This window comes from Pseudomonas knackmussii B13, from assembly GCF_000689415.1.
GTDB lineage: Bacteria > Pseudomonadota > Gammaproteobacteria > Pseudomonadales > Pseudomonadaceae > Pseudomonas > Pseudomonas knackmussii.
The window spans coordinates 5,997,981-6,020,164 of record NZ_HG322950.1 but is presented as its reverse complement, the minus strand read 5'-3'; the positions used below and the strand labels follow the sequence as shown (position 1 = coordinate 6,020,164).

Annotated in this window: 22 protein-coding genes; 13 read left to right on the top strand and 9 right to left on the bottom strand. The window is 66.1% G+C overall.

Annotation, left to right across the window (positions count from 1 at the left end; all coding sequences use genetic code 11):
- The first annotated feature begins 13 nt into the window (after nt 1–13).
- From pstB to PKB_RS28045, 4 genes are all read left to right on the top strand, one after another.
- Nucleotides 14–850, top strand: coding sequence for a phosphate ABC transporter ATP-binding protein PstB (gene pstB / locus PKB_RS28060; protein ID WP_043256532.1), 837 nt, complete (start codon nt 14–16; stop codon nt 848–850).
- Nucleotides 851–939: 89 nt separating this feature from the next.
- Nucleotides 940–1,665, top strand: coding sequence for a phosphate signaling complex protein PhoU (phoU, locus tag PKB_RS28055; RefSeq protein WP_043256530.1), 726 nt, complete (start codon nt 940–942; stop codon nt 1,663–1,665).
- A 103-nt stretch (nt 1,666–1,768) separates the two neighbouring features.
- On the top strand, nt 1,769–2,665 hold the full coding sequence (locus tag PKB_RS28050) for a response regulator (RefSeq protein ID WP_043256528.1): 897 nt from the start codon (nt 1,769–1,771) through the stop codon (nt 2,663–2,665).
- A 113-nt stretch (nt 2,666–2,778) separates the two neighbouring features.
- Nucleotides 2,779–3,675, top strand: coding sequence for a peptidoglycan DD-metalloendopeptidase family protein (locus tag PKB_RS28045; protein WP_043256526.1), 897 nt, complete (start codon nt 2,779–2,781; stop codon nt 3,673–3,675).
- A 65-nt stretch (nt 3,676–3,740) separates the two neighbouring features.
- Here PKB_RS28045 and PKB_RS29465 read toward each other — a convergent pair.
- From PKB_RS29465 to phoB, 4 genes are all read right to left on the bottom strand, one after another.
- Nucleotides 3,741–4,963 (bottom strand): IS3 family transposase gene (locus PKB_RS29465; RefSeq protein ID WP_156958100.1). Its coding sequence is split into 2 segments (ribosomal slippage): nt 3,741–4,612 and nt 4,612–4,963, totalling 1,224 coding nucleotides; the frame shifts between segments, so codons are not numbered across the junction.
- An 87-nt stretch (nt 4,964–5,050) separates the two neighbouring features.
- Nucleotides 5,051–6,391, bottom strand: a complete 1,341-nt coding sequence (locus PKB_RS28030) for a hemolysin family protein (RefSeq protein WP_043256524.1) — start codon at nt 6,389–6,391, stop codon at nt 5,051–5,053.
- 70 nt (nt 6,392–6,461) lie between these two features.
- Nucleotides 6,462–7,766 (bottom strand): phosphate regulon sensor histidine kinase PhoR, encoded by a 1,305-nt coding sequence (gene phoR, locus PKB_RS28025; protein WP_156958099.1) that lies wholly within the window; start codon nt 7,764–7,766, stop codon nt 6,462–6,464.
- A gap of 63 nt (nt 7,767–7,829) precedes the next feature.
- On the bottom strand, nt 7,830–8,519 hold the full coding sequence (phoB, locus tag PKB_RS28020) for a phosphate regulon transcriptional regulator PhoB (protein WP_043256519.1): 690 nt from the start codon (nt 8,517–8,519) through the stop codon (nt 7,830–7,832).
- Between the two features lie 241 nt (nt 8,520–8,760).
- Between phoB and PKB_RS28015 the strand changes: the two genes are divergently transcribed.
- Nucleotides 8,761–9,129 (top strand): COG4315 family predicted lipoprotein, encoded by a 369-nt coding sequence (locus PKB_RS28015; protein ID WP_197539240.1) that lies wholly within the window; start codon nt 8,761–8,763, stop codon nt 9,127–9,129.
- 36 nt (nt 9,130–9,165) lie between these two features.
- Here PKB_RS28015 and ubiA read toward each other — a convergent pair whose 3' ends face one another.
- Together ubiA and PKB_RS28005 are read right to left on the bottom strand one after the other, a co-directional pair.
- The gene (gene ubiA, locus PKB_RS28010; protein ID WP_043256518.1) at nt 9,166–10,056 is read right to left on the bottom strand and encodes a 4-hydroxybenzoate octaprenyltransferase; all 891 of its coding nucleotides are present in this window, start codon (nt 10,054–10,056) and stop codon (nt 9,166–9,168) included.
- Nucleotides 10,057–10,082: 26 nt separating this feature from the next.
- Nucleotides 10,083–10,613, bottom strand: coding sequence for a chorismate lyase (locus PKB_RS28005; RefSeq protein ID WP_156958159.1), 531 nt, complete (start codon nt 10,611–10,613; stop codon nt 10,083–10,085).
- 213 nt (nt 10,614–10,826) lie between these two features.
- Between PKB_RS28005 and glcD the strand changes: the two genes are divergently transcribed.
- The 8 genes from glcD to PKB_RS27965 all read left to right on the top strand — a co-directional run bounded on the left by glcD (nt 10,827) and on the right by PKB_RS27965 (nt 17,596).
- A complete protein-coding gene (gene glcD, locus PKB_RS28000) occupies nt 10,827–12,326 on the top strand; it encodes a glycolate oxidase subunit GlcD (protein WP_043256514.1) in 1,500 nt (499 codons plus the stop codon).
- Nucleotides 12,326–13,402, top strand: a complete 1,077-nt coding sequence (gene glcE / locus PKB_RS27995; protein WP_043256512.1) for a glycolate oxidase subunit GlcE — start codon at nt 12,326–12,328, stop codon at nt 13,400–13,402. The genes glcD and glcE overlap by 1 nt, the downstream gene beginning before the upstream one ends.
- Nucleotides 13,403–13,415: 13 nt before the next feature.
- Complete coding sequence (glcF, locus tag PKB_RS27990) at nt 13,416–14,642, top strand: glycolate oxidase subunit GlcF (protein WP_043256510.1); 1,227 nt, start codon at nt 13,416–13,418, stop codon at nt 14,640–14,642.
- A 168-nt stretch (nt 14,643–14,810) separates the two neighbouring features.
- Nucleotides 14,811–14,978: a rubredoxin gene (locus tag PKB_RS27985; RefSeq protein ID WP_043256507.1), complete on the top strand. Its 168-nt coding sequence runs from the start codon at nt 14,811–14,813 to the stop codon at nt 14,976–14,978.
- A 219-nt stretch (nt 14,979–15,197) separates the two neighbouring features.
- Nucleotides 15,198–15,365 carry a rubredoxin gene (locus PKB_RS27980; RefSeq protein WP_043256505.1) on the top strand — a complete coding sequence of 56 codons (168 nt, stop codon included), beginning with the start codon at nt 15,198–15,200 and terminating at the stop codon, nt 15,363–15,365.
- Nucleotides 15,366–15,440: 75 nt separating this feature from the next.
- The gene (locus PKB_RS27975; RefSeq protein WP_043256503.1) at nt 15,441–16,595 is read left to right on the top strand and encodes an NAD(P)/FAD-dependent oxidoreductase; all 1,155 of its coding nucleotides are present in this window, start codon (nt 15,441–15,443) and stop codon (nt 16,593–16,595) included.
- A 198-nt stretch (nt 16,596–16,793) separates the two neighbouring features.
- Nucleotides 16,794–17,066: an HU family DNA-binding protein gene (locus PKB_RS27970; RefSeq protein ID WP_009614168.1), complete on the top strand. Its 273-nt coding sequence runs from the start codon at nt 16,794–16,796 to the stop codon at nt 17,064–17,066.
- A 134-nt stretch (nt 17,067–17,200) separates the two neighbouring features.
- Nucleotides 17,201–17,596: a hypothetical protein gene (locus tag PKB_RS27965; RefSeq protein WP_043256502.1), complete on the top strand. Its 396-nt coding sequence runs from the start codon at nt 17,201–17,203 to the stop codon at nt 17,594–17,596.
- A 69-nt stretch (nt 17,597–17,665) separates the two neighbouring features.
- Here PKB_RS27965 and PKB_RS27960 read toward each other — a convergent pair whose 3' ends face one another.
- The 3 genes from PKB_RS27960 to PKB_RS27950 all read right to left on the bottom strand — a co-directional run bounded on the left by PKB_RS27960 (nt 17,666) and on the right by PKB_RS27950 (nt 22,164).
- Nucleotides 17,666–19,066, bottom strand: a complete 1,401-nt coding sequence (locus tag PKB_RS27960) for an aminoacyl-tRNA deacylase and HDOD domain-containing protein (RefSeq protein ID WP_043256501.1) — start codon at nt 19,064–19,066, stop codon at nt 17,666–17,668.
- 93 nt (nt 19,067–19,159) lie between these two features.
- Nucleotides 19,160–21,235 carry an ATP-dependent DNA helicase RecG gene (gene recG, locus PKB_RS27955; RefSeq protein ID WP_043256500.1) on the bottom strand — a complete coding sequence of 692 codons (2,076 nt, stop codon included), beginning with the start codon at nt 21,233–21,235 and terminating at the stop codon, nt 19,160–19,162.
- Nucleotides 21,232–22,164, bottom strand: a complete 933-nt coding sequence (locus PKB_RS27950) for a hydrogen peroxide-inducible genes activator (protein WP_043256498.1) — start codon at nt 22,162–22,164, stop codon at nt 21,232–21,234. The genes recG and PKB_RS27950 overlap by 4 nt, the downstream gene beginning before the upstream one ends.
- Nucleotides 22,165–22,184: the final 20 nt, after the last annotated feature.

Genomic DNA, 22,184 nt, shown 5'->3' with positions numbered 1-22,184 from the left:
CGGGAGACCTGAAATGCAACACGATTCCCACCGTCACGGTATCGACCTCGCTGCCCTCGGCCGGTCGAAGCGCCAGACAACACGTCTGGAGGACGAGTCCGTGGCCCTGGAAGTCCCCGGCCTGAATCTCTTCTACGGCAAGAAGCAGGCGCTGTTCGACATCCAGATGCAGGTTCCGCGGCAGCGCGTGACCGCCTTCATCGGCCCTTCCGGCTGCGGCAAGTCGACCCTGCTGCGCTGCTTCAACCGGATGAACGACCTGGTCGAGGATTGCCGCGTGGAAGGCGAGATCCGCCTCGACGGCCACAACATTTTCACCAAGGGCGTGGACGTCGCCGAGCTGCGCCGCCGTGTCGGCATGGTGTTCCAGAAGCCCAACCCCTTCCCCAAGACCATCTACGAGAACGTGGTCTATGGCCTGCGCCTGCAGGGCGTGAACAAGAAGCGCACGCTCGATGAGGCGGTGGAGTGGGCGCTCAAGGGCGCCGCGCTGTGGGAAGAGGTGAAGGACCGCCTGCACGAATCGGCGCTGGGGCTTTCCGGCGGCCAGCAGCAGCGTCTGGTGATCGCCCGCACCATTGCGGTGGAGCCTGAAGTGCTGCTGCTCGACGAACCCTGCTCGGCGCTCGATCCGATCTCCACGCTGAAGATCGAAGAGCTGATCTACGAACTGAAATCCAAGTTCACCATCGTCATAGTCACCCACAACATGCAGCAGGCCGCGCGGGTTTCCGACTACACGGCGTTCATGCACCTGGGCAGCCTGGTGGAGTTCGGCGACACCGACACGCTGTTCACCAACCCTTTGAAGCGTCAGACCGAGGACTACATCACCGGTCGCTACGGCTAGCGCCGCCATGCCGCCGAGCGTCGGCGGCGGTCGCATCATAAAACTGCAACCTTTGTTTCATAGCCTGTAGCTTTCGCGGAGCGAATCCCATGATCAACAAAGAAAGTCTCAGTCATCACATCTCCCAGCAGTTCAACACCGAGCTGGAAGACGTGCGCAGCCATCTGCTGGCCATGGGCGGGCTGGTGGAGAAGCAGGTCAACGACGCGGTGAACGCGCTGATCGACGCCGACTCCGGCCTCGCCCAGCAGGTCCGCGACATCGACGACCAGATCAACCAGATGGAGCGCAACATCGACGAGGAATGCATGCGCATCCTCGCCCGCCGCCAGCCGGCTGCCTCCGACCTGCGCCTGATCATCAGCATTTCCAAGTCGGTGATCGACCTCGAGCGTATCGGCGACGAAGCCTCGAAGATCGCCCGCCGCGCCATCCAGCTGTGCGAGGAAGGCGAAGCGCCGCGCGGTTATGTCGAGGTGCGCCACATCGGCGGCCAGGTACGCAAGATGGTGCAGGAGGCGCTGGATGCCTTTGCCCGCTTCGACGCCGATCTGGCCCTGTCGGTTGCGCAGTACGACAAGACCGTCGACCGCGAGTACAAGACCGCGCTGCGCGAACTGGTCACCTACATGATGGAAGACCCGCGGGCGATCTCCCGCGTGCTCAACGTCATCTGGGCGCTGCGTTCTCTGGAGCGCATCGGCGACCACGCGCGCAACATCGCCGAACTGGTGATCTACCTGGTGCGTGGCACCGACGTCCGTCACCTGGGCCTGGCCCGGATGAAGGAAGAGGTACAGGGTCCTTCGGAATAATTCCCTTGCGCCCGGCCGGAATTGTGGCTGGGCAGTCACGTCGGCATGGCATCCTGCCAGCGGCCAAGGCTATCCTTCGCCTTGACGTTTCAGGGAGTCGACAATGAGCAAGGTGAGTGTTCTGGTCGTGGATGATGCGCCTTTCATCCGCGACCTGGTGAAGAAGGGCCTGCGCGACCATTTTCCCGGTCTGCGCATCGAGGAAGCGGTGAATGGGCGCAAGGCCCAGCAGCACCTCGCGCGGCAAGCGGTCGACCTGATCCTGTGCGATTGGGAGATGCCGGAGATGTCCGGTATCGAGCTGCTCGGCTGGTGCCGTGCGCAGGAACCGCTGAAGGAAGTGCCCTTCATCATGGTCACCAGCCGCGGCGACAAGGAGAACGTGGTCCAGGCCATCCAGGCCGGCGTCTCCGACTTCATCGGCAAGCCCTTCTCCAACGACCAGCTCGTCACCAAGGTACGCAAGGCCCTGAGCCGCAGCGGCAAGCTGGAAGCCCTGCTGGCTTCCGCGCCGCAGCGTAGCCTCGCCAGCGGCCCACCGAACGATTCCCTCGCTGCACTCACCGGTGGCAAGGCTGAAGTGGTGCGCCCGGCTGCGCCTGCCGCGCCGGCTCGCCCGGCAGCAGCTCCTGCCGCCGCTCCTGCACCACGTTCCGCCGCGCCGACCCAGGGCAAAGGTCAGGGGCAGCTGCGCTTGCCCAACGTGAGCCTGCCTTGCGTGATTCGGGCGCTTAGCCTGAAGGAAGCACAACTGGTGGTGAAGCGCGGTCAGGCGCTGCCGCAGGTGCTGGAAAGCGCCGTGCTGGACCTGGACGAAGAGAACGAAGTGGCGCGCTTGAACGGCTACCTGCATTCGGTAGCGGCGCTTGAGCCCAAGCCGGACAGCGAGTGGCTCCTGCTGCTGCTGCGCTTCGTCGACCAGGACCCGCAGAAGCTCGATTACCTCTCGCGCCTGATCGCTCGAGGCAGCACGCAGCGGCATTACGTGCCGGGCGCCTGAACCGTCGGTCGGCTGCAATCCGTATTGCTTCACAGCCTGACGCTCGGCTGCTCGTCGCTGCCCGAGCGCGCTGCTAGTCTTGCTGGCGTCGCATACCTATAACCAGAGTCGACATGCTGGGGCGCTTGATTTTCCTCTGCGGTCTATTGGCCGCCACGGGGCCGGCTGCGGCCGTGACCATCTACAAGTACACCGACGCCAATGGCGTGGTCACCTATACGGACAAGGCCGTGTCGGGCGCATCGGTGTTCGTCTTCCGCGACCGCATGGTCGAGCACCTCGAAGAGCAGGTGAAGCTGCAGACCCTCAAGGGCGAAGGCTTCGACACCCTGCAGGTGCGCAATGACCTCTACGCGCCAGTGGAGATCGAGCTGAGCGTCAACGCCGCGCAGAACACCGTGGGCGTGCCCGAGCAGCCGATCCACTGGGTGCTGGCGCCGCGCACCTCCATGCGTCTCGCTACCCTGAGCCCGCGCGACCCTGGGCGGCCCATGCAGTACAAGCCCAAGCTGCGCTACGCGCTTGGCGATCCGCGGCTGCAACCGGTGCCGTTCCGCTACCCGTTGCCTTGGCGTGGCGGCCCGTTCCGCCTGAGCCAGGGGGCCAACGGCAAGTACAGCCACTTCACGCCCAAGAGCCGCTACGCGCTGGACATCGCCATGCCCGAAGGCACGCCCATAGTCGCGGCGCGCGGTGGCATGGTGGTCAAGGTGGAGAACGGGCAGAGCGGGCGCGGCAACAACCCGTCCGGCAACTTCGTGCGCATCCTGCATGACGACGGCACCATGGGCGTGTATCTGCACCTGATGCGCGGCTCGGTGCTGGTCAGCGAGGGCCAGCGCGTAGGCGAGGGGACGCCGCTCGGGCGTTCGGGCAACACCGGTAATAGCAGCGGGCCGCACCTTCACTTCGTGGTGCAGCGCAACGTCGGGCTGGCGCTGGAATCCATTCCCTACGACTTCGCCCAGCCAGTGGGCACGCTGCCGAACTTCGCGGTGGTCAAGGAATGATCCGCTGCGGACATGCATGTCTAGTCCTGAAATAGGTTTACACCTCTCAGGCCATGCTCCAGACCTCAAAACGCCCGATGCACCGCATCGGGCGTTTTGTATTTCAGGGCCAGGTGAGGGCGCTCGCGGTTATAGATGTCGACGGCTTCACGCACCATGCGGCGCGCCTGCGCGAGGTCGGCGGGAGGATGCTCCAGCAACTCGTTCTTCAGGATGCCGTTGACGCGCTCAGCCAGCGCATTCTGGTAACAGTCGTAGCCGTCGGTCATCGAGCAGATTGCTCCGTGCTGCGCGTGCAGGCGTTGGTAAAGCCCCGAGCAGTACTGAATTCCTCGGTCGGAGTGATGCACCAGGGGTTCCTGCGTCGTGCGGCGCCGCAGGGCCTGGCTGTAGGCATGGGCCACCGACTCGGCGTGCAGGCTGTCGTGGACGTGATGGCCGACGATCTTGCGCGAATAGGCGTCGGTGACCAGGCTCAGGTACAGCGGGCCGCTCTGGCTGGGCAGATAGGTGATGTCGGCAACCCAGACGCGCTCCGGCGCATCGGGCAAGACCTGTTGCGGCCCTGGCTTGAGCAGATTGGGATGGCGATGGAACCGGTGAAAACTGTGGGTGGTCTTGTGGTACGCCCGCTTGGGTCGAACCAGCAGGCGGTGCTCGGCCAGCACCCGGAACAGGCGATCGCGCCCAACTCGCAACGCGGCTTCCGCTTGCTGCTGCAACAGATAATGCAGCTTGCGTGCTCCCAGGCGCGGCTGACGCATCCGCACCTGCCGCACGAACTGGGCGATCTGTCGATCCTGCTGGCTGCGCTGATCCGCCGCCCGGTTGCGCTGGTAGTACGCCTGGCGGCTGATGCCCATGAACTGGCAAGCCCTGCTAACACTCAGCGCTTGGACTTGCCTTTGCGTGAGGACTTGCCGGGACGCTTTTTTACGATCGAAACGCCGTAGTCATTCTCCAGCACATTCACCACGGCCTCGAAGAACTGCGCCTTCTGGCTCATCACCTCAAGCTGCTGCTCGAGTTCCTTGATGCGTTGTTCCGGGGTCAACGGCAATATCGGGGTATTCATATCCGGGCTCCGAGCCTTTCGAAGGGAGGCGCCCTGGTTCCAGTCCTGCCGGCCATGCTTGCGTAACCACACCAGCACCGTCGAGCGGCCCTGGATGCCATAGCGGGCCTGAGCCTCCTTGTAGCTCATTTCCCCTTTTTCGACCTGGTCGACCACCGCCAGTTTAAAAGCCAGCGTGTAATCACGCTGGCTGCGACGAACACCTTCTGCCATCGGGGCTCTCCTGAAATAAGGGCGAAGGTGTAAACCTTATTCAGGACGGGACACATCGAGCGGCCTTTTTCGCAGTGCGCGGGCAGATCAGTCCAGCTTGATCACCTTGGCAAGGACGATCTTCGGTCCTTTCATCTTCTTCACGATGATCCGCAGGCCTTCGGTTTCCAGCACTTCTTCCTCTTCCGGCACGCGCTTGAGACTGTCGTAGACCAGGCCGGCCAGGGTCTCCGCTTCGACGTGGTCGAGGTCGACGCCGAGCAGGCGCTCCAGCTTGAACAGCGGGGTGTCGCCGCGTACCAGCAGCTTGCCCGGCTGGTAGGCGAGGATGCCGCGCTCGGCCTTGCGGTGTTCGTCCTGGATATCGCCGACCAGCACTTCCAGCACGTCTTCCATGGTCAGGTAGCCGACCACCTTGTGGTCGGCCTCCTCGACCAGGGCGAAGTGCGCGCCACCCTGGCGGAACTGCTCGAGCAGGCGCGACAGCGGCATGTGCTTGGTGACCAGCTCCAGCGGGTGGGTCAGTTCGTCGAGATCGATGCGCTCAGGCTGGTTTTCGCGGGCGGACAGCTCAAGCAGCAGGTCCTTGATATGCAGCACGCCGGTGAACTCGCCCTTCTCGGCGTCGTAGACCGGATAGCGGCTGTACTTGTGGCGGCGAATGGTCGCCAGCACGTCGGCCAGCGGCGCGTTGCGCTCGAGATAGACCAGGTCTTCGCGGGAATTGGCCCAGTCCACCACTTCCAGCTCGCCCAGCTCCACTGCCGAGGCCAGTACGCGCATGCCCTGATCGCTCGGGTCCTGGCCGCGGCTGGAGTGGAGGATCAGCTTGAGCTCTTCACGGCTGTAGTGGTGCTCGTGATGCGGCCCCGGCTCGCCCTGGCCGGCAATCTTGAGGATGGTGTTGGCGCTGGCGTTGAGCAGATAGATGGCGGGATACATCAGCCAGTAGAACAGGTACAGCGGCACCGCGGTCCACAGCGACAGCAGCTCCGGCTTGCGGATTGCCCAGCTCTTGGGCGCCAGTTCGCCGACCACGATGTGCAGGTAGGAAATGATGAAGAAGGCGCTGAAGAACGACACCCCGCGGATGATCTCTTCGTTGTGTACGCCCACCGCGCCCAGCAGGGGCTCCAGCAGTTCCGCGAAGGCCGGCTCGCCGACCCAGCCCAGGCCGAGGGAGGCGAGGGTGATGCCGAGCTGGCAGGCGGAGAGGTAGGCGTCGAGCTGGTGGTGCACCTTGCGCAGGATGTTGCCGCGCCAGCCGTGCTGCTTGGCGATGGTCTCCACGCGCGTGGAGCGCAGCTTGACCATGGCGAACTCGGCGGCCACGAAGAAACCGTTGAGCACGACGAGGAAGAGGGCGAAGAGAACGAGGCCGAAATCGGCGAAATAGGTCAGCAGGGTGCTACTAGGGGAAGGGTCCATGGTTCTGTTGGCTGAGGAATGAACGGGTAAGGATGGCGGCATGCCGCCGCCATGGCAAGACGGCGCTGTTTCAAGCCATTTGCTGCGGCGGGAAGTGGCAGACGAAGCTGCTGCCCTTGCCCAGCACGCTGCTGATGTCCAGGGTGCCGCGGTGGCGGATCAGCACGTGCTTGACGATCGCCAGGCCCAGGCCGGTGCCGCCGGTGCTGGCATTGCGGCTGGAGTCGACGCGATAGAAACGCTCAGTCAGGCGTGGCAGGTGCTTGGGATCGATGCCGATGCCGCTGTCCTGCACGGACAGATGCGCGCCCTGCTCGTCCCCCCACCAGCGGATGCGGATCTCGCCGCCCGCGGGGGTGTACTTGACCGCGTTGAACACCAGGTTGGAGAAGGCGCTGCGCAGCTCTGCTTCGCTGCCCTTGAGGCGCACCTTGGGGTCGGCCTCCAGGCTGATGCGGTGCTCGTTGGTGCCGGACAGCGCCTGGGCGTCGTTGCGGATCGCCAGCAGCATCAGGTCCACCGCCACTGGCTTGTTGTCCGCCGGGTAGTCGGTCGCTTCCAGCTTGGCCAAGAGCAGCAGGTCGTTGAGCAGCGTCTTCATGCGCGAAGCCTGTTGCTGCATCTGCTGCAGGGCGCGGTTCCAGCGCGGGTTGATGTTCTCCACGTTGTCCAGCAGCGTCTCCAGGTAGCCGGCGATCACCGTCAACGGCGTGCGCAGCTCGTGGGAAACGTTGGCGACGAAGTCCTTGCGCATCTGCTCCAGCAGGTGCACGCGGGTCACGTCGCGCGCCAGCATCAGGTGCTCGCCGTTGCCGTAGAGGGTGATCTGGAACTGCAGCAGCTGCTTGTCGTTCACTGGCGAGGGCAGGTCCAGCGGCTCTTGGTAGTTGCCGTGGGCGAAGTATTCCTTGAAGCGCGGATGGCGGATCAGGTTGGTCACCGGTTGGCCGCCGTCCTGCGGGCTGCGCAGGCCGAGCAGGCGTTCGGCGGCGATGTTCCACCACTCCAGGTTGCCGTCGGCGTCGAGCATGACCACGGCGTCGCGCAGTGCGGCGGTGGATTCCTGCATACGGTCGATCACTGCCTGCAGGCGGCCGCGGGCGCGTTCGTTACGGCGTTGCAGGTGATAGATGCTGTCGAACACTTCGCCCCAGAGGCCATAGCCGTCCGGTGGCGGTTCGTCGTCGCGATGGTTCTTCAGCCACTTGTGCAGGCGCAGCACCTGCCAGAGGGTCCAGCCCAGGTAGAAGCCCAGGCACGCGGCCAGGGCCCAGCCGTATTGGCCGGTCACCGCGCCGAGCAGCGCGGCGGCGAGAATCAGTAACAGCAGATGGCGAATGAGGGCGCCACGCCAGTCTTGGTTCACCAGGTCCAGTCCTTGTGAGCAATGCAGGAACGGCCCGCGACAGTGCGAGCCGTTCCCGAGGCGCGGTGCGCGTCAGGTCTTGGTGGAGAAACGATACCCGGTCCCGCGCACGGTCTGTACCAGATTCTCGTAGACCTCGCCCAGGGCCTTGCGCAGACGGCGGATGTGCACGTCGACGGTGCGCTCTTCCACATAGACGTTGCCGCCCCAGACCTGGTCGAGCAGTTGGCCGCGAGTGTAGGCGCGTTCCTGGTGGGTCATGAAGAACTGCAGCAGGCGGTATTCCGTCGGACCCATTTCGGCGGGCTTGCCGTCGATGGTCACGCGGTGGCTGACCGGATCGAGCATCAGGCCGCCGACCTCGATCGGCGCCTCGCTGTCGCCGGCGCCGGTGCGGCGCAGCACGGCCTTCAGGCGGGCGACCAGTTCGCGCGGCGAGAACGGCTTGGTGATGTAGTCGTCGGCGCCGACTTCCAGGCCCTGGATCTTGTTGTCCTCTTCGCCCTTGGCGGTGAGCATGATGATCGGGATGTCCTCGGTCATCTCGTCACGCTTCAGGCGGCGCGCCAGTTCGATGCCGGAGGTGCCCGGCAGCATCCAGTCGAGCAGGATCAGGTCCGGCTTGCGGTCGACGATGGCAGCGTGGGCCTGCTGGGTGCTTTCCGCTTCCTGGCACTCGTATCCGGCCATTTCCAGGGCCACTGCGATCATCTCGCGGATCGGTGCTTCGTCGTCAACGATGAGGATTGTCTTGCCAACCATGGTCTCGTCTCTGGAGTTCTCTACTGCGCCGCATTAGATAACGGAATTATTTCAAGGATGTGACACCAGCATGTTAGCCGAGCGCCAGGCCCGGCGGTTGGCGGGCGCTCTACTATGCTGATCAGACCGCCCTTGAGGGTGGTTCGACGCGTATCGCCGGGACCGTCTTGGCGGCCTGCCTGACCTGCCGCCGTCCCGCTGCGCTCCCTTGCGGTTCCCACCGCTTCTGAGGAGATCGACGATGAATTGCAAACACCTGGTGCTGGCCCTCGGCCTGGCGCTGCCGGCCTTGGCCGCGCACGCGGCCGACCCGGCCACGGTCAAGAACGGCATGCTGGTCGATGCCAAGGGCATGACGCTCTACACCTTCGACAAGGACAGTGGCGGCAAGTCGATGTGCACGGGCCAGTGCGAGCAGTTCTGGCCGCCGCTGATGGCCGAAAGCGGCGCCAAGGCTGGCGAAGACTGGACCCTGATCAACCGTGACGGCGGTCAGCAGTGGGCCTACTACGGCAAGCCGTTGTACCGCTTCGTGAAGGACCAGAAGCCCGGCGACGCCACCGGCGAGGGCAAGATGGACGGCGCCTGGCACGTGGCCAAGCCGCAGTAAACCGTTCGCCCAGTGGCCAACCGTCGTCGGCGTCGCTCAGCGCAGCGCGTAGTCGGCGACGGTGCCGAGGAAGATCGCCAGCCCCGCCCAATGGTTGTGCAGGAAGGCCTTGAAGCAGGCCTGCGGGTCGCGGTCGCGGGTCGAGTGGAATTCCCAGGCGAAGCAGCCTGCAGCTACTACCAGGCCGGCATAGAAGCTCCAGCCCAGGTGCAGCTGGTTGGCGGCCAGCACCGTCAGCAGGAGCGTCAGGCCCTGCAGGGTCAGGATGATCACCCGGTCGGCGTCGCCGAAGAGGATGGCGGTGGATTTCACGCCGATCTTTAGGTCGTCCTCGCGGTCGGTCATCGCGTAGTAGGTGTCGTAAGCCACGGTCCACAGCACGTTGGCGAAGAACAGTAGCCAGGCCGCTGCCGGCAGCTTGCCGCTGGCCGCGGTGAATGCCATCGGAATGCCCCAGGAGAAGGCCGCGCCCAGCACCACCTGCGGGTAGTAGGTGTAGCGCTTCATGAAGGGGTAGAGCGCGGCGATGGCGGCGCCGCCGAACGACAGGAAGATGGTCTTCTCGTTGGTGCACAACACCAGCACGAAGCTGGTCGCCAGCAACGCGAAGAAGGTGATCCAGGCCTCGCTCACGGTGATCTTGCCGGTGGCCAGCGGACGCGCCTTGGTGCGCGCAACGTGGCCGTCGAAGTTGCGGTCGGCGAAGTCGTTGATCACGCAACCTGCAGCGCGCATCGCCACCGTGCCGAGGATGAAGATAACCAGGTTCTTCAGGCTGGGAACGCCGCCGCTGGCCATCCACAGCGCCCACAGCGTCGGCCACAGCAGCAGGTAGATGCCGATCGGCTTGTCCATGCGCGTCAACTGGATGAAGTCCCAGGCGCGAGGGTGCAGGCGGGCGAGAGGTTTGATCAGGGCGACGAACATGGCTACCTCCGGACAGGAACGGAGGATTATAAGGCGTCGACCCCGGCGGCGCGCCACAGGCGCGGCAGGAACACTTCGGCGACCAGCACGCCCAGCGCGCCGCGGCGGAAGCACGAACGGCGGCCCCAAAGCAGCGTGCGGCGCACTTCCAGCGGGAGGAAGGGCGCGGGGTACAGGCAGATTTCGATCACATCGCGGCGGAACGCGCTGTCGCTGAACAGCAGCTCGCCCAGCGAGCGTGTGCCAAGCAGCGCCAGGTCGAAGCCCGATGCTTCCAGTGCGGCGCGCGCGGCGACGCTGCGGGCAAACACCCAGGGCTGGCCGTGGCCGTGCAGGTAGACCTCGCGCACCCAGCCCTGGCTGCCGTTGGGCACGCCCAGCGCGGCGCACTCGTCGTCGCGCAGCACTTGCCACTCCTCGCACAGCGGCTCGACGCTGAAGGCGCCTTCGGCGAGGGCGGTGAGGCGGCGAGTCAGCGAGCCCTGGTCGAACAGCCAGTCGTGTACGGCGGGGTCGACGTTGGCGGGCAGTTGGTCTTCAGCGAGCCAGCGGGGCAGGGGGGAGGAAAAATCGGACACGGGAGCGAGACGTTTGTGTAGGACGGCGGCAGGGTAGCACGAAGCGCATTGGCCAGACCGTGACCAATGGCGTCGTCTTCATCGGGTCCAGCCTTCTAGGTGTCGGATCGCCGAGCGGGGAACTGTGACAGGTTGCCACGGCTTCTAGACTGGTCGACGAAGCCACAAGAAGAACCCGCCCGGTGAGGCCCGATGAACATCCTTTACGATGAGCGCCTCGATGGCGCACTGCCCAAGGTGGACAAGCCCGCGCTACTCGTCGAGCTGCGCGCCGCGCTGCCGGATCTGGAAATCCTCCACGAGCCGGAGGACCTGCGCCCCTACGAATGCGATGGCCTCTCCGCCTACCGCTGCACGCCGTTGCTGGTGGTGCTGCCCGAACACGTCGAGCAGGTGCAGACCCTGCTGCGCCTGTGCCACCGGATGCGCGTGCCTGTGATCGCGCGCGGCGCCGGTACCGGCCTGTCCGGTGGTGCGCTGCCGCTGGAGCAGGGCGTGCTGCTGGTGATGGCGCGCTTCAAGCGCATCCTCGAAGTGAACCCGGCCGGGCGCTACGCCCGCGTGCAGCCCGGCGTGCGCAACCTGGCCATTTCCCAGGCTGCCGCGCCTTACGGCCTGTACTACGCGCCCGATCCGTCCTCGCAGATCGCCTGTTCGATTGGCGGCAATGTCGCCGAGAACGCCGGCGGCGTGCATTGCCTGAAGTACGGGCTGACGGTGCACAACCTGCTCAAGGTCGAGATCGTCACCATGGACGGCGAGCGCCTGACGCTCGGCTCCGACGCTCTCGACAGCCCTGGCTTCGATTTGCTGGCGCTGTTCACCGGTTCCGAAGGCCTGCTCGGCGTGGTGGTCGAGGTAACCGTGAAGCTGCTGCCCAAGCCGCAGATGGCCAAGGTGTTGATGGCAAGCTTCGATGACGTCGAGAAGGCTGGCCGCGCGGTGGCCGACATCATCGCCGCCGGCATCATCCCCGGCGGCCTGGAGATGATGGACAACCTGTCGATCCGCGCCGCCGAGGACTTCATCCACGCCGGTTACCCGGTGGACGCCGCGGCCATCCTTCTGTGCGAGCTGGATGGCGTGGAGTCCGACGTCCACGAGGATTGCCTCTGCGTCGAAGGCGTGCTGCGCAAGGCCGGCGCTACAGACGTGCGGCTGGCGCGGGACGAAGAAGAGCGGGCGAGGTTCTGGGCTGGTCGCAAGAACGCCTTCCCGGCGGTAGGGCGCATCTCGCCGGACTACTACTGCATGGATGGCACCATCCCGCGCCGCGAACTGCCTCGCGTGCTGCGCGGCATTGCCGAGCTGTCCGCCGAATACGGCCTGCGCGTGGCCAATGTGTTCCACGCCGGCGATGGCAACATGCACCCGCTGATTCTCTTCGACGCCAACCTGCCTGGCGAGCTGGAGCGCGCCGAGGCGCTGGGTGGGAGGATCCTCGAACTCTGCGTGGCGGTGGGCGGCAGCATCACCGGCGAACATGGCGTGGGGCGCGAGAAGATCAACCAGATGTGCGCGCAGTTCAACGCTGATGAGCTGACCCTGTTCCATGCGGTAAAGGCTGCCTTCGATCCGCAGGGTTTGCTCAACCCTGGCAAGAACATTCCCACGCTGCACCGCTGCGCCGAGTTCGGCGCCATGCACATCCACCGTGGGCAGTTGCCGTTTCCGGACCTGGAGCGCTTCTGATGCCCCCGAATTTCGATTCCCAGGCTGGCGCCGACCGCAGTGCGGAGCTGCTCGAACAGGTGCGCCAGGCCCTGGCGGAACGGACCGCCCTGTCGATTCGCGGCGGCTCCAGCAAGACCTTTCTCGGTCGCTGGGTGGACGCCCGTCCGCTGGATGTTGCCGGCCACACGGGCATCGTTTCCTACGACCCGACCGAGTTGGTCATCACCGCCCGAGCCGGCACTCCGTTGCGCGAGCTGAATGCCGTGCTGGATGGCGCCGGGCAGATGCTTGCTTGCGAGCCGCCAAGCTTCAGCGACAAGGCCACGGTTGGCGGAATGCTCGCCGCCGGGCTGTCCGGCCCGCGCCGGCCCTGGGCGGGCGCAGTGCGCGACTTCGTTCTTGGCACGCGGATGATCAGCGGCCTGGGCACCCACCTGCGCTTCGGCGGCCAAGTGATGAAGAACGTTGCCGGCTACGACCTGTCGCGTCTGCTGGCCGGCAGCTTCGGTTGCCTGGGAGTGATCACCGAGGCCTCGTTCAAGGTGCTGCCCAAGCCGCGCTGCCACATCAGCCTGCGCCAGAGCATTCCGCTCGAGCGCGCGCTCCAGCGCCTCGCCGAGTGGGGCCAGCAACCGCTGCCGCTGAGCGCAGCCGCGCTCGATGGCGAGCAGCTATACCTGCGTTTCGAGGGTAACGAGGGCTCGGTGCGCGCAGCCTGCGACCGCATCGGTGGCGATCCCCTGGGTGACGGCTGGTGGGAGGAGCTGCGCGAACAGCGCCTGGCCTTCTTCCGCGATTCGCGCCCGCTCTGGCGCTTGTCGCTGCCGGCCACGACCGCACCGCTGGCGCTGCCTGGCGCACAGCTGCTGGACTGGGGTGGCGCACAGCGTTGGCTCAAGTCCGACGCTTCCGCCGAGCGGATTCGCCAGGCCGTGAGTGCAGTCGGCGGCCACGCGACCTGCTTCACCCCGAGCCACGTCGACGATCCGCTGCATCCGCTGCCCGAGTCCCTGCTCAAGTTGCATCGGTCGCTGAAGCGCCAGCTCGATCCGCAGGGCATCTTCAACCCCGGGCGCATGTACGCCGACCTCTGACTTGGACGGTTCTATGCAGACCAACCTGAGCGAAGTAGCCAAGCGCCTGGAGCATGCCGACGAAGCCGAGCGTGTCCTGCGTAGCTGCGTGCACTGCGGCTTTTGCAACGCCACCTGCCCGACCTATCAGGAACTTGGCGACGAGTTGGATGGCCCGCGCGGGCGCATCTACCTGATCAAGCAGTTCCTCGAACAGGACGAGGTGAGCGCGAAGACCCAGATGCACCTGGACCGCTGCCTGACCTGCCGCAATTGCGAAACCACCTGTCCGTCCGGGGTGGAGTACCACAAGCTGCTGGACATCGGCCGCGCGGCCATCGAGGCGCGCGTGCCGCGTCCGTTGGGCGAGCGCCTGCTGCGCACCGGGCTGCTCGCTGTGGTGCCGCGACCGGCGCTGTTCAAGGCGCTGTTTGGGGCCGGCCAGGCGCTACGGCCGATTCTCCCGGCGTCCCTGAGCCAGCACTTGCCGCGCGCCATCGCAGCGCCCGGCGAGCGGCCGCCGGAGCGGCATGCGCGTCGTGTGCTGATGCTCGAAGGCTGCGTGCAGCAGGCGCTGTCGCCGAACACCAACGCGGCCGCCGCGCGTGTGCTCGACCGCCTTGGCATCAGCGTGACGCCTGCGCCTCAGGCCGCCTGTTGCGGTGCCGCGGAATACCACCTGAATGCCCAGGCGTCCGGGCTGCAGCGCGCACGACGCAATATCGACGCCTGGTGGTCGGCCATCGAAGAGGGCGCCGAGGCCATCGTGCAGACCGCCAGCGGCTGCGGCGCCTTCGTCAAGGAATACGGTTACCTGCTGCGCGACGATCCGCAGTACGCCGCCAAGGCGGTTCGCGTGAGTGAGTTGGCGAAGGACCTGATCGAAATCGTCCGCGCCGAGCCGCTGGAAAGCCTCGGCCTGCGCTGCGACCAGACGCTCGCCTTCCACTGCCCCTGCACGCTGCAGCACGCGCAAAAGCTCGGCGGCGCTGTCGAGGCGGTGCTCAAGCGCCTGGGCTTCAACCTCACCGCGGTGCCCGATGGTCATCTCTGCTGCGGCTCGGCCGGTACCTATTCGCTGACGCAGCCGGAGCTGTCGAAGCGCCTGCGCGCCAACCGGCTGGATGCGCTGGAAAGCGGCCGCCCCGACCTGATCGCCACCGCCAACATCGGCTGCCAGATCCACCTCGACAGTGCGGGCCGCACGCCTGTCCGGCACTGGATCGAGCTGGTCGACCAGGCGCTCGCCGGTGGAGGCTGATCCCTCGATCTCTCGGAGTGGGCGCGCGCGGTTGGGGGAGGGTTATCCACACCCATCTTTGGTTGGCCCCCAACGGGTGGCCAACTGCCCGGTGGCGTCTTGGCGCGCATCGGGAATTGCGTTAGCGTGCGGACCGCAAACCGTGGTAACCCGCCCGAGGGGTCGACAATGAAAAAGTGGCAATGCGTAGTCTGCGGACTCATCTATGACGAAACCAAAGGCTGGCCGGAAGAAGGCATCGCCGCGGGCACCCGTTGGGAAGACGTGCCGGAAGACTGGCTGTGCCCCGACTGCGGCGTCGGCAAGATGGACTTCGAGATGATCGAGATCGGCTGATCCCTCAGTCGATGTTATGATCGAGATCGGCTGATCCCTCAGTCGATGTTCGGTGACGACGGCGGCCGTGGCCGCCGTTGTTGTTTCTGCGCGCGGGCCCGGCGCTGGCTATGCTGGGCGAGTTGGCTGCATTGCCGCTGCCCGGCGGCATCCCTGCCCTTGGCGGGCTGCGCCAATCTACGTTAGGTTCGCCCGGGCCGATCCGCAGGAGGAGTGGCGATGCGCAAGTGGCAATGCGTGATCTGTGGCTTCATCTACGACGAGGCCCTCGGCCTGCCCGAGGAGGGCATCGCCCCCGGTACGCGCTGGGAAGACATTCCCGCCGACTGGATCTGCCCCGATTGCGGTGCGAGCAAGATCGACTTCGAGATGATCGAAATCGCCTGAGTCGCGCCCATCCCTGAATTCTTCCGCACCGGCGCAGGGTCGCCGGAGCGGTCCCCGTTCGATCTGGAGAACCCAATGAGCGAGAACGCACCGCTGGTGATCATCGGCACCGGCCTGGCCGGCTACAACCTGGCGCGCGAGTGGCGCAAGCTGGACGGCGAAACGCCGCTGCTGCTGATCACCGCGGACGACGGCCGCTCCTACTCCAAGCCGATGCTCTCCACCGGCTTCTCCAAGGACAAGGACGCCGACGGCCTGGCGATGGCCGAGCCAGGCGCCATGGCCGAGCAACTCAAGGCGCGCATCCTCACTCACACCCGCGTGACCGGCATCGATCCGGGGCACAAGCGCATCTGGATCGGCGAAGAGCAGGTCGAGTACCGCGACCTGGTGCTGGCCTGGGGCGCCGAGACCATCCGCGTGCCGGTGCAGGGCGATGCCCTGGAGCGCATCTTCCCGATCAACGACCTGGAGGATTACGCGCGCTTCCGTGCCGCCGCCGCCGGCAAGAGCCGCGTGCTGCTGCTGGGCGCCGGGCTGATCGGCTGCGAGTTCGCCAACGACCTGTCCAGCGGCGGCTACCAGATCGACGTGGTGGCGCCTTGCGAGCAGGTGATGCCGGGCTTGCTGCATCCGGCCGCCGCTGCTGCTGTGCAGGCCGGCCTGGAAGGCCTGGGCGTGAAGTTCCACCTCGGCCCGGTGCTGAACCGCCTGGAGCAGGCCGGCGATGCGTTGCTGGCGCACCTGTCCGATGGCAGCGAAATTCCTTGCGACCTGGTGGTCTCCGCCGTGGGCCTGCGCCCGCGCATCGACCTGGCCGCCGGCGCCGGGCTGGAGGTCAATCGCGGCGTGGTGGTGAACCGCGAGCTGCGTACTTCGCACGCCAACATCTACGCGCTCGGCGACTGCGCCGAAGTGGATGGCCTCAACCTGCTTTACGTGATGCCGCTGATGGCTTGCGCTCGCGCACTGGCGCAGACCCTGGCGGGCAAGCCGACAGCAGTTTCCTACGGCCCCATGCCGGTCACCGTGAAGACCCCGGTATGCCCGCTGGTGGTCTCGCCGCCGCCGCGCGGCAGCGACGGCGAATGGCAGGTGGAAGGCTCTGGCGCGGACCTCAAGGTACTTTGCCGGGATGCCGCCGGTCGCTTGCTCGGTTATGCCCTGACGGGCGCGGCGGTCAACGAAAAGCTCTCGCTGAACAAGGAGTTGCCGGCGCTGATGGCGTAAAAGTCTTCAGCTATGGCGATTTCCTCGTGGGAAAGAGCCCGAAAATTGTCGGACGATACTGGCGTACCAGCTTGCGGCGTGCCATCCTCCCCCCGGTCTGCCGCAGCCTAGAGCCTGTAGGGCCTGGGTCGCGGTGCCTTTGGCGCTGTTGGGAAGACAGCACGGACAAAAAAACAATAAACCGTCAAAGAGGCATTTATGCGTAAACCAGAACTCGCCGCGGCGATCGCCGAAAAGGCCGACCTCACCAAAGAACAAGCCAACAAGGTGCTGAACGCATTGCTGGATGAGATCACCGGTGCGCTCAACCGCAAGGACAGCGTCACCCTCGTTGGTTTCGGTACCTTCATCCAGCGCCATCGTGGCGCCCGCACTGGCAAGAACCCGCAGACTGGCCAGCCGGTCAAGATCAAGGCCAGCAACACCGTCGCCTTCAAGCCGGGCAAGGCCCTGAAGGACGCAGTCAACTGATGTTCCCGGTCCGGAGCCGCACCGGCTCCGGACCACCCTCCGCAGTTACATTTTCCCGTCAAAAGTGCGGATGTAGTCCTTCTTCGAAGTCGCTACAATGTGCAGCCTTATGTCTCGAACTCCGAGGTCTGTGCATGAAATTCCGTCTTCTTCTCTGGCTGCTCGGGCGTCTCATGGCGAAGGCCGGGCGCGATAATCCGGCATTCCAGAAGCAACTCGAAGGCAAGGACCTGGTGTTCCAGCTGCATAGCCTGGACGGCAAGGTCGCACGTCACTTCCTGGTCCGTGACCAGCGTGTCAGCGCCCGCCGTGGCACCCACCCGGCGCCGGCATTCGCCATTGGCTTCCGCGACAGCGCCTACGGCTACGCCACCCTCACCTCGAAGAATCCGCAGCTGGCCTTCATGCAGGGCATCCAGGACAAGTCGATCCAGATCCAGGGCAACCCGGCGCTGGTGATCTGGTTCCAGGGCCTGGTGAAGTACCTGAAGCCGAAGAAGGCGAAGAAGCCGGAGAAGGAAGCGGCCTGACGCTTTCGCGCTAGAAACAAAAACGCCGTGCCTCGATTCGGGGCACGGCGTTTTTGTTTGTCGGCGCGATCAGTGCTGGGGGTTCATCTGCGAGGCCAGCTCACGCAGCACGGCCTCGGCGTCGAGCACCTTGCGCACGGCGTCCACGGCTTTCTCGCGGGGAATGTCCAGGCGGTCCAGCAGGCTCTGCGGGATCGGCCCCTGGGGGCCGGCGCCGATGCCGTTCTGGCGCAGCAGGCGGGTGGCCAGGCAGATCAGGTTGGCGTAGGACGCATTGGGCCCGGCGTATTCGGGGTCGTGCTGGAAGCGCAGCGCGGTGTAGATCTCTTCCGGCATGTCCCAGGTGCGCATCAGCCAGGCGCCGATCTGCTCGCGGGTGATGCCCAGCAGGTGCTGCTCGATGAGGTCGTGCTGCACGTGCGGGTTGACCTCCAGGTGCCGGCAGAGCAGCGAGAAGTGCGGCGGGAAGATATGCGCCAGGACCAGGTAGCCCATGCTATGCAGCAGGCCGCCGAGGTAGGTCAGGCCGGCTTCCGGGCGCTCGGCGCGAGGAATGGCGCGGGTCAGGCCCTCGATCACCGCGGCGGTGTAGATCGCCTGTTGCCAATAGGGCGTGGCGTGCTGCGGATGGTCCTTCGGCAGGCTAAGGGTCTTGCCCAGGGCGAGGCCCAGGGCGAGGTTGATCACCAGGTCGAAGCCCAGCACGCGGACGATGGCGTCTTCCACCGAGCGAATCTTGCCCGGCGCGGCGTAGTAGGGCGAAGCGGCCCAGCTGACCACCTGGGCGGCCAGCGCCGGGTCGGTCTCGACCACGCCGGTGATGTCGTCGACGGTGGCGTTGGGGTCGACGCGCAGCTTGATGATCTTCTGCGCGGTTTCCGGCAGCGGCGGGATCTCGATGGTCTCTTCCAGGCGCTGCTGGATGCGTCGGGCGGTGAAGGCTTGCACCGCCTGGGTGATTTCCGCGCGGTCGTCGTCGGGACGGTCGAGGTTCGGCCGGATCTGTTCCAGTGGTACGCCGAAGCGCGCGGCGCTGGCCTTTTCCAGCAGCTGGCGGAAGTCTCCGGTAGCGATTTCCAGCAGGGTGCCGGGGTTGCCCGACTCGATCAGCAGGTGCGGCTCCTGCAGCAGGCGCTCGTCATACAGGCAGGGCGAGCTGGTCAGCGGCGGCAGCGCCGGCAGGCGGCTGAGCTGGTGCTTGCCGAGCATGCGCTCCAGGCGCTCCGGCTTGATCGCCAGCAGCTTGCGGCCGGTCAGTTCGGTGAGGCGGTTGAGGTCCAGCAGCTGGCTCTGCGGGAAGAGCACGAGCAGCGAGCCCACGGCGTCTTCCAGCAGGCTCGCCTGGACTCTCCGCGAGGCCGTCAGGTTGGCCGTGTCGGGACGCTCCCGGCAGGGCACGCCCAGGCGCGAGAGCAACTGGAGGATGACCGAGGGTGCGGGGAGTGCTTCGGCGAGTGCGGCTTCGCTCATTTTCGTTGTGATCCGGTTATCAACTGCTGGCTGGAGTATACCCAGCGGTTATTCGTAACAGAGCAGATACCCGACCGATGAAGGCGAAATACTTCACACTTGGCCGTATTGCTGCCCATGTCGTAACCAGCGCGACAATAGCGGGCTGACGTGCTCCGGCCAGTGTTCCAGCAGTGCCTGGGCGGCGTCGCGCACTGCCGGCAGCAGGTCGGCGTCGCGCATCAGGTCGGCGACCTTGAACTGTAGCAGGCCGGTTTGCCGTGTCCCGAGCATCTCGCCGGGGCCGCGCAACTCCAGATCGCGCTCGGCGATGACGAAGCCGTCGCAGGTCTCGCGCATGATCGCCAGGCGTTCGCGACCGATCTGCGACAGCGGCGGATGGTAGAGCAGCACGCAATGGCTCGCGGCGCTGCCACGGCCGACCCGGCCGCGTAGCTGGTGCAGCTGGGCCAGGCCCAGGCGCTCGGGGTTCTCGATGATCATCAGGCTGGCGTTGGGCACGTCGACGCCGACCTCGATCACGGTGGTCGCCACCAGCAGTTGCAGCATGCCCTCCTTGAAGGCCTCCATGATCGTGGCCTTGTCCGCCGGCTTCATGCGGCCGTGGATCAGCCCGACACGCAATTCGCCCAGGGCGGAGGCTAGTTCCTCGTAGGTGGTCTCCGCCGCCTGGCAGGTGAGCTCTTCGGATTCCTCGATCAGGGTGCAGACCCAATAGGCCTGGCGGCCTTCGCGGCAAGCGGCGCGGACCCGTTCGATCACCTCGAAGCGGCGGCTGTCGGCCACCAGCACGGTGTTCACCGGCGTGCGGCCGGGCGGCAGCTCGTCGAGGATCGAGGTGTCCAGGTCGGCATAGGCGCTCATCGCCAGCGTCCGCGGAATGGGCGTGGCGGTCATGATCAGCTGGTGCGGGCAGAGGCGGCCGTCGACCCCCTTCTGGCGCAGCGCCAGGCGCTGCTGCACGCCGAAGCGGTGCTGTTCGTCGATGATCGCCAGGGCCAGGCGGGCGAACTTCACCTCGTCCTGGAACAGCGCGTGGGTGCCGACCACCATGGGCGCGCCGGCGGCGATGCGCTCCAGGGCGGCGGCGCGCGCCTTGCCCTTGAGCTTGCCGGCCAGCCAGGCGACCTCGATGCCCAATGGCTGCAGCCACTTGCTGAAGTTGAGGAAGTGCTGCTCGGCGAGGATTTCCGTGGGCGCCATCAGCGCCACCTGGTAGCCAGCCTCGATGGCCTGCAGCGCGGCGAGGGCTGCGACTACCGTCTTGCCGGCGCCGACGTCACCCTGCACCAGGCGCAGCATGGGCTCGGACTGCGCCAGGTCGTAGGCGATCTCCGCGCCCACACGCTGTTGCGCGCCGGTGGGGGCGAAGCCCAGGTTCTTCAGGTACTGCCGCGGCAGCCGGGTGGCTGGCGGCAGCGCGGGGGCAGCCTGCGAACGAACCTGCTCGCGCAGGCGCTGCAGCGACAGTTGGTGGGTCAGCAGTTCCTCGAATGCGAGGCGGTGCTGCGCCCAGTGGCGGCCTTCGGCGAGTTCTTCGAGATCGGCGTCCGGCGGCGGTCGGTGCAGGTAGCGGATCGCCTCGTCGAGCGGACCCAGGCGATAGTCGCGGGCCAGCTCGGCCGGCAGCCAGTCAGGCAGGCTGTTCGGCCCCAGGCGCGCCAGGGTCTGCTCGCTGAGCTGGCGCAGGCGCTGCTGGGTGAGGCCTTCGGTAGTCGGGTAGATCGGCGTCAGCGTCTGTTCCACCGGAATAGGTTCGTCGCCATTCAGCGCGCGGTATTCCGGGTGGTAGATCTCCAGGCCCGAGGCGCCGGGACGGGCCTCGCCGTAGCAGCGCAGGTGCGTGCCACGCTTGAGGCCTTCCTTCTGCGCCTGGCTGAAGTGGTAGAAGCGCAGGCTGAGGGTGCCGGTGCCGTCCTGCAGGCGCACCAGCAGGCTGCGGCGCTTGCCCATGACCACGTCGGCGCCGGACACCACGCCCTCGACCACTGCGTCCTGCCCCGGGCGCAGCGCGCCAATCGGCGTGACGCGGGTGCGGTCCTGGTAGCGCAGCGGCAGGTGGAAGAGGATGTCCTGCAGGTTCTCCAGGCCAACCTTCGCCAGTTTTTCTTCCAGCGCGGCGCCGACGCCCTTGAGCGCCGTAACCGGGACGTTCGCCAGCTCGGTCATGCCGGCTGGGCTTCGCCCTTGGCGACCGGCTGGGCGACCGAGCAGAGGCGAATCGAGTCGGCCAGCACCTCGATGGCGCGGGGCCGCGGGAAGCTGGCGCGCCAGGCGATGGCCACGGTGCGGAAGGGCACGGGGGCGGTGAACGGACGAATCTCGATCACGCCCGGCGCGTAGTGGTGGCTGTCCACCGCGGAGAACGGCAGCACCGAAACGCCCAGCCCCGAGGCGACCATGTGGCGGATGGTCTCCAGCGAGCTGGATTCGACCGTGGTGTGGCGGTTCTCGTCGCCCTTGCGGGTGGTTGGGCAGGCTTCCAGCACCTGGTCGCGGAAGCAGTGACCCTCGCCGAGCAGCAGCAGGCTCTTGTCGTTGAGCATCTCGGCGTCGATGGTCTTGCGCTCGGTCCACGGGTGCTTGGCCGGCATCAGCACGTAGAAGGGCTCGTCGAACAGCGGCAGGGTGAGGACGTCGGCCTCCTGGAACGGCAGGGCGATGATGATGGCGTCCAGCTCGCCGGTGCGCAGCTTGTCGCGGAGGATGTGGGTGAAGTTCTCCTCGATGTACAGCGGCATCTGCGGCGCGACCCGGTGCAGCTGCGGGATCAGGTGCGGGAACAGGTACGGGCCGATGGTGTAGATGGCGCCGACTTTCAGCGGCGAGGTCAGCTGGTTCTTGCCGGCCTGGGCCAGTTCACGGATGCCCTGGGCCTGCTCCAGCACCTTCTGCGCCTGCGCGACTATGCCCTCGCCGACCGGGGTCAGGCGCACCGCGCTCTTGCTGCGCTCGAAGATCAGCACGCCAAGCTCGTCCTCGAGCTTCTTCACGCCGACCGACAGGGTCGGCTGGCTGACGTGGCAGCGCTCGGCAGCGCGGCCGAAGTGCTGCTCCTGGGCAAGCGTGACGATGTAGCGCAGTTCGGTGAGGGTCATATCGGCTAATCCGTTGAGTT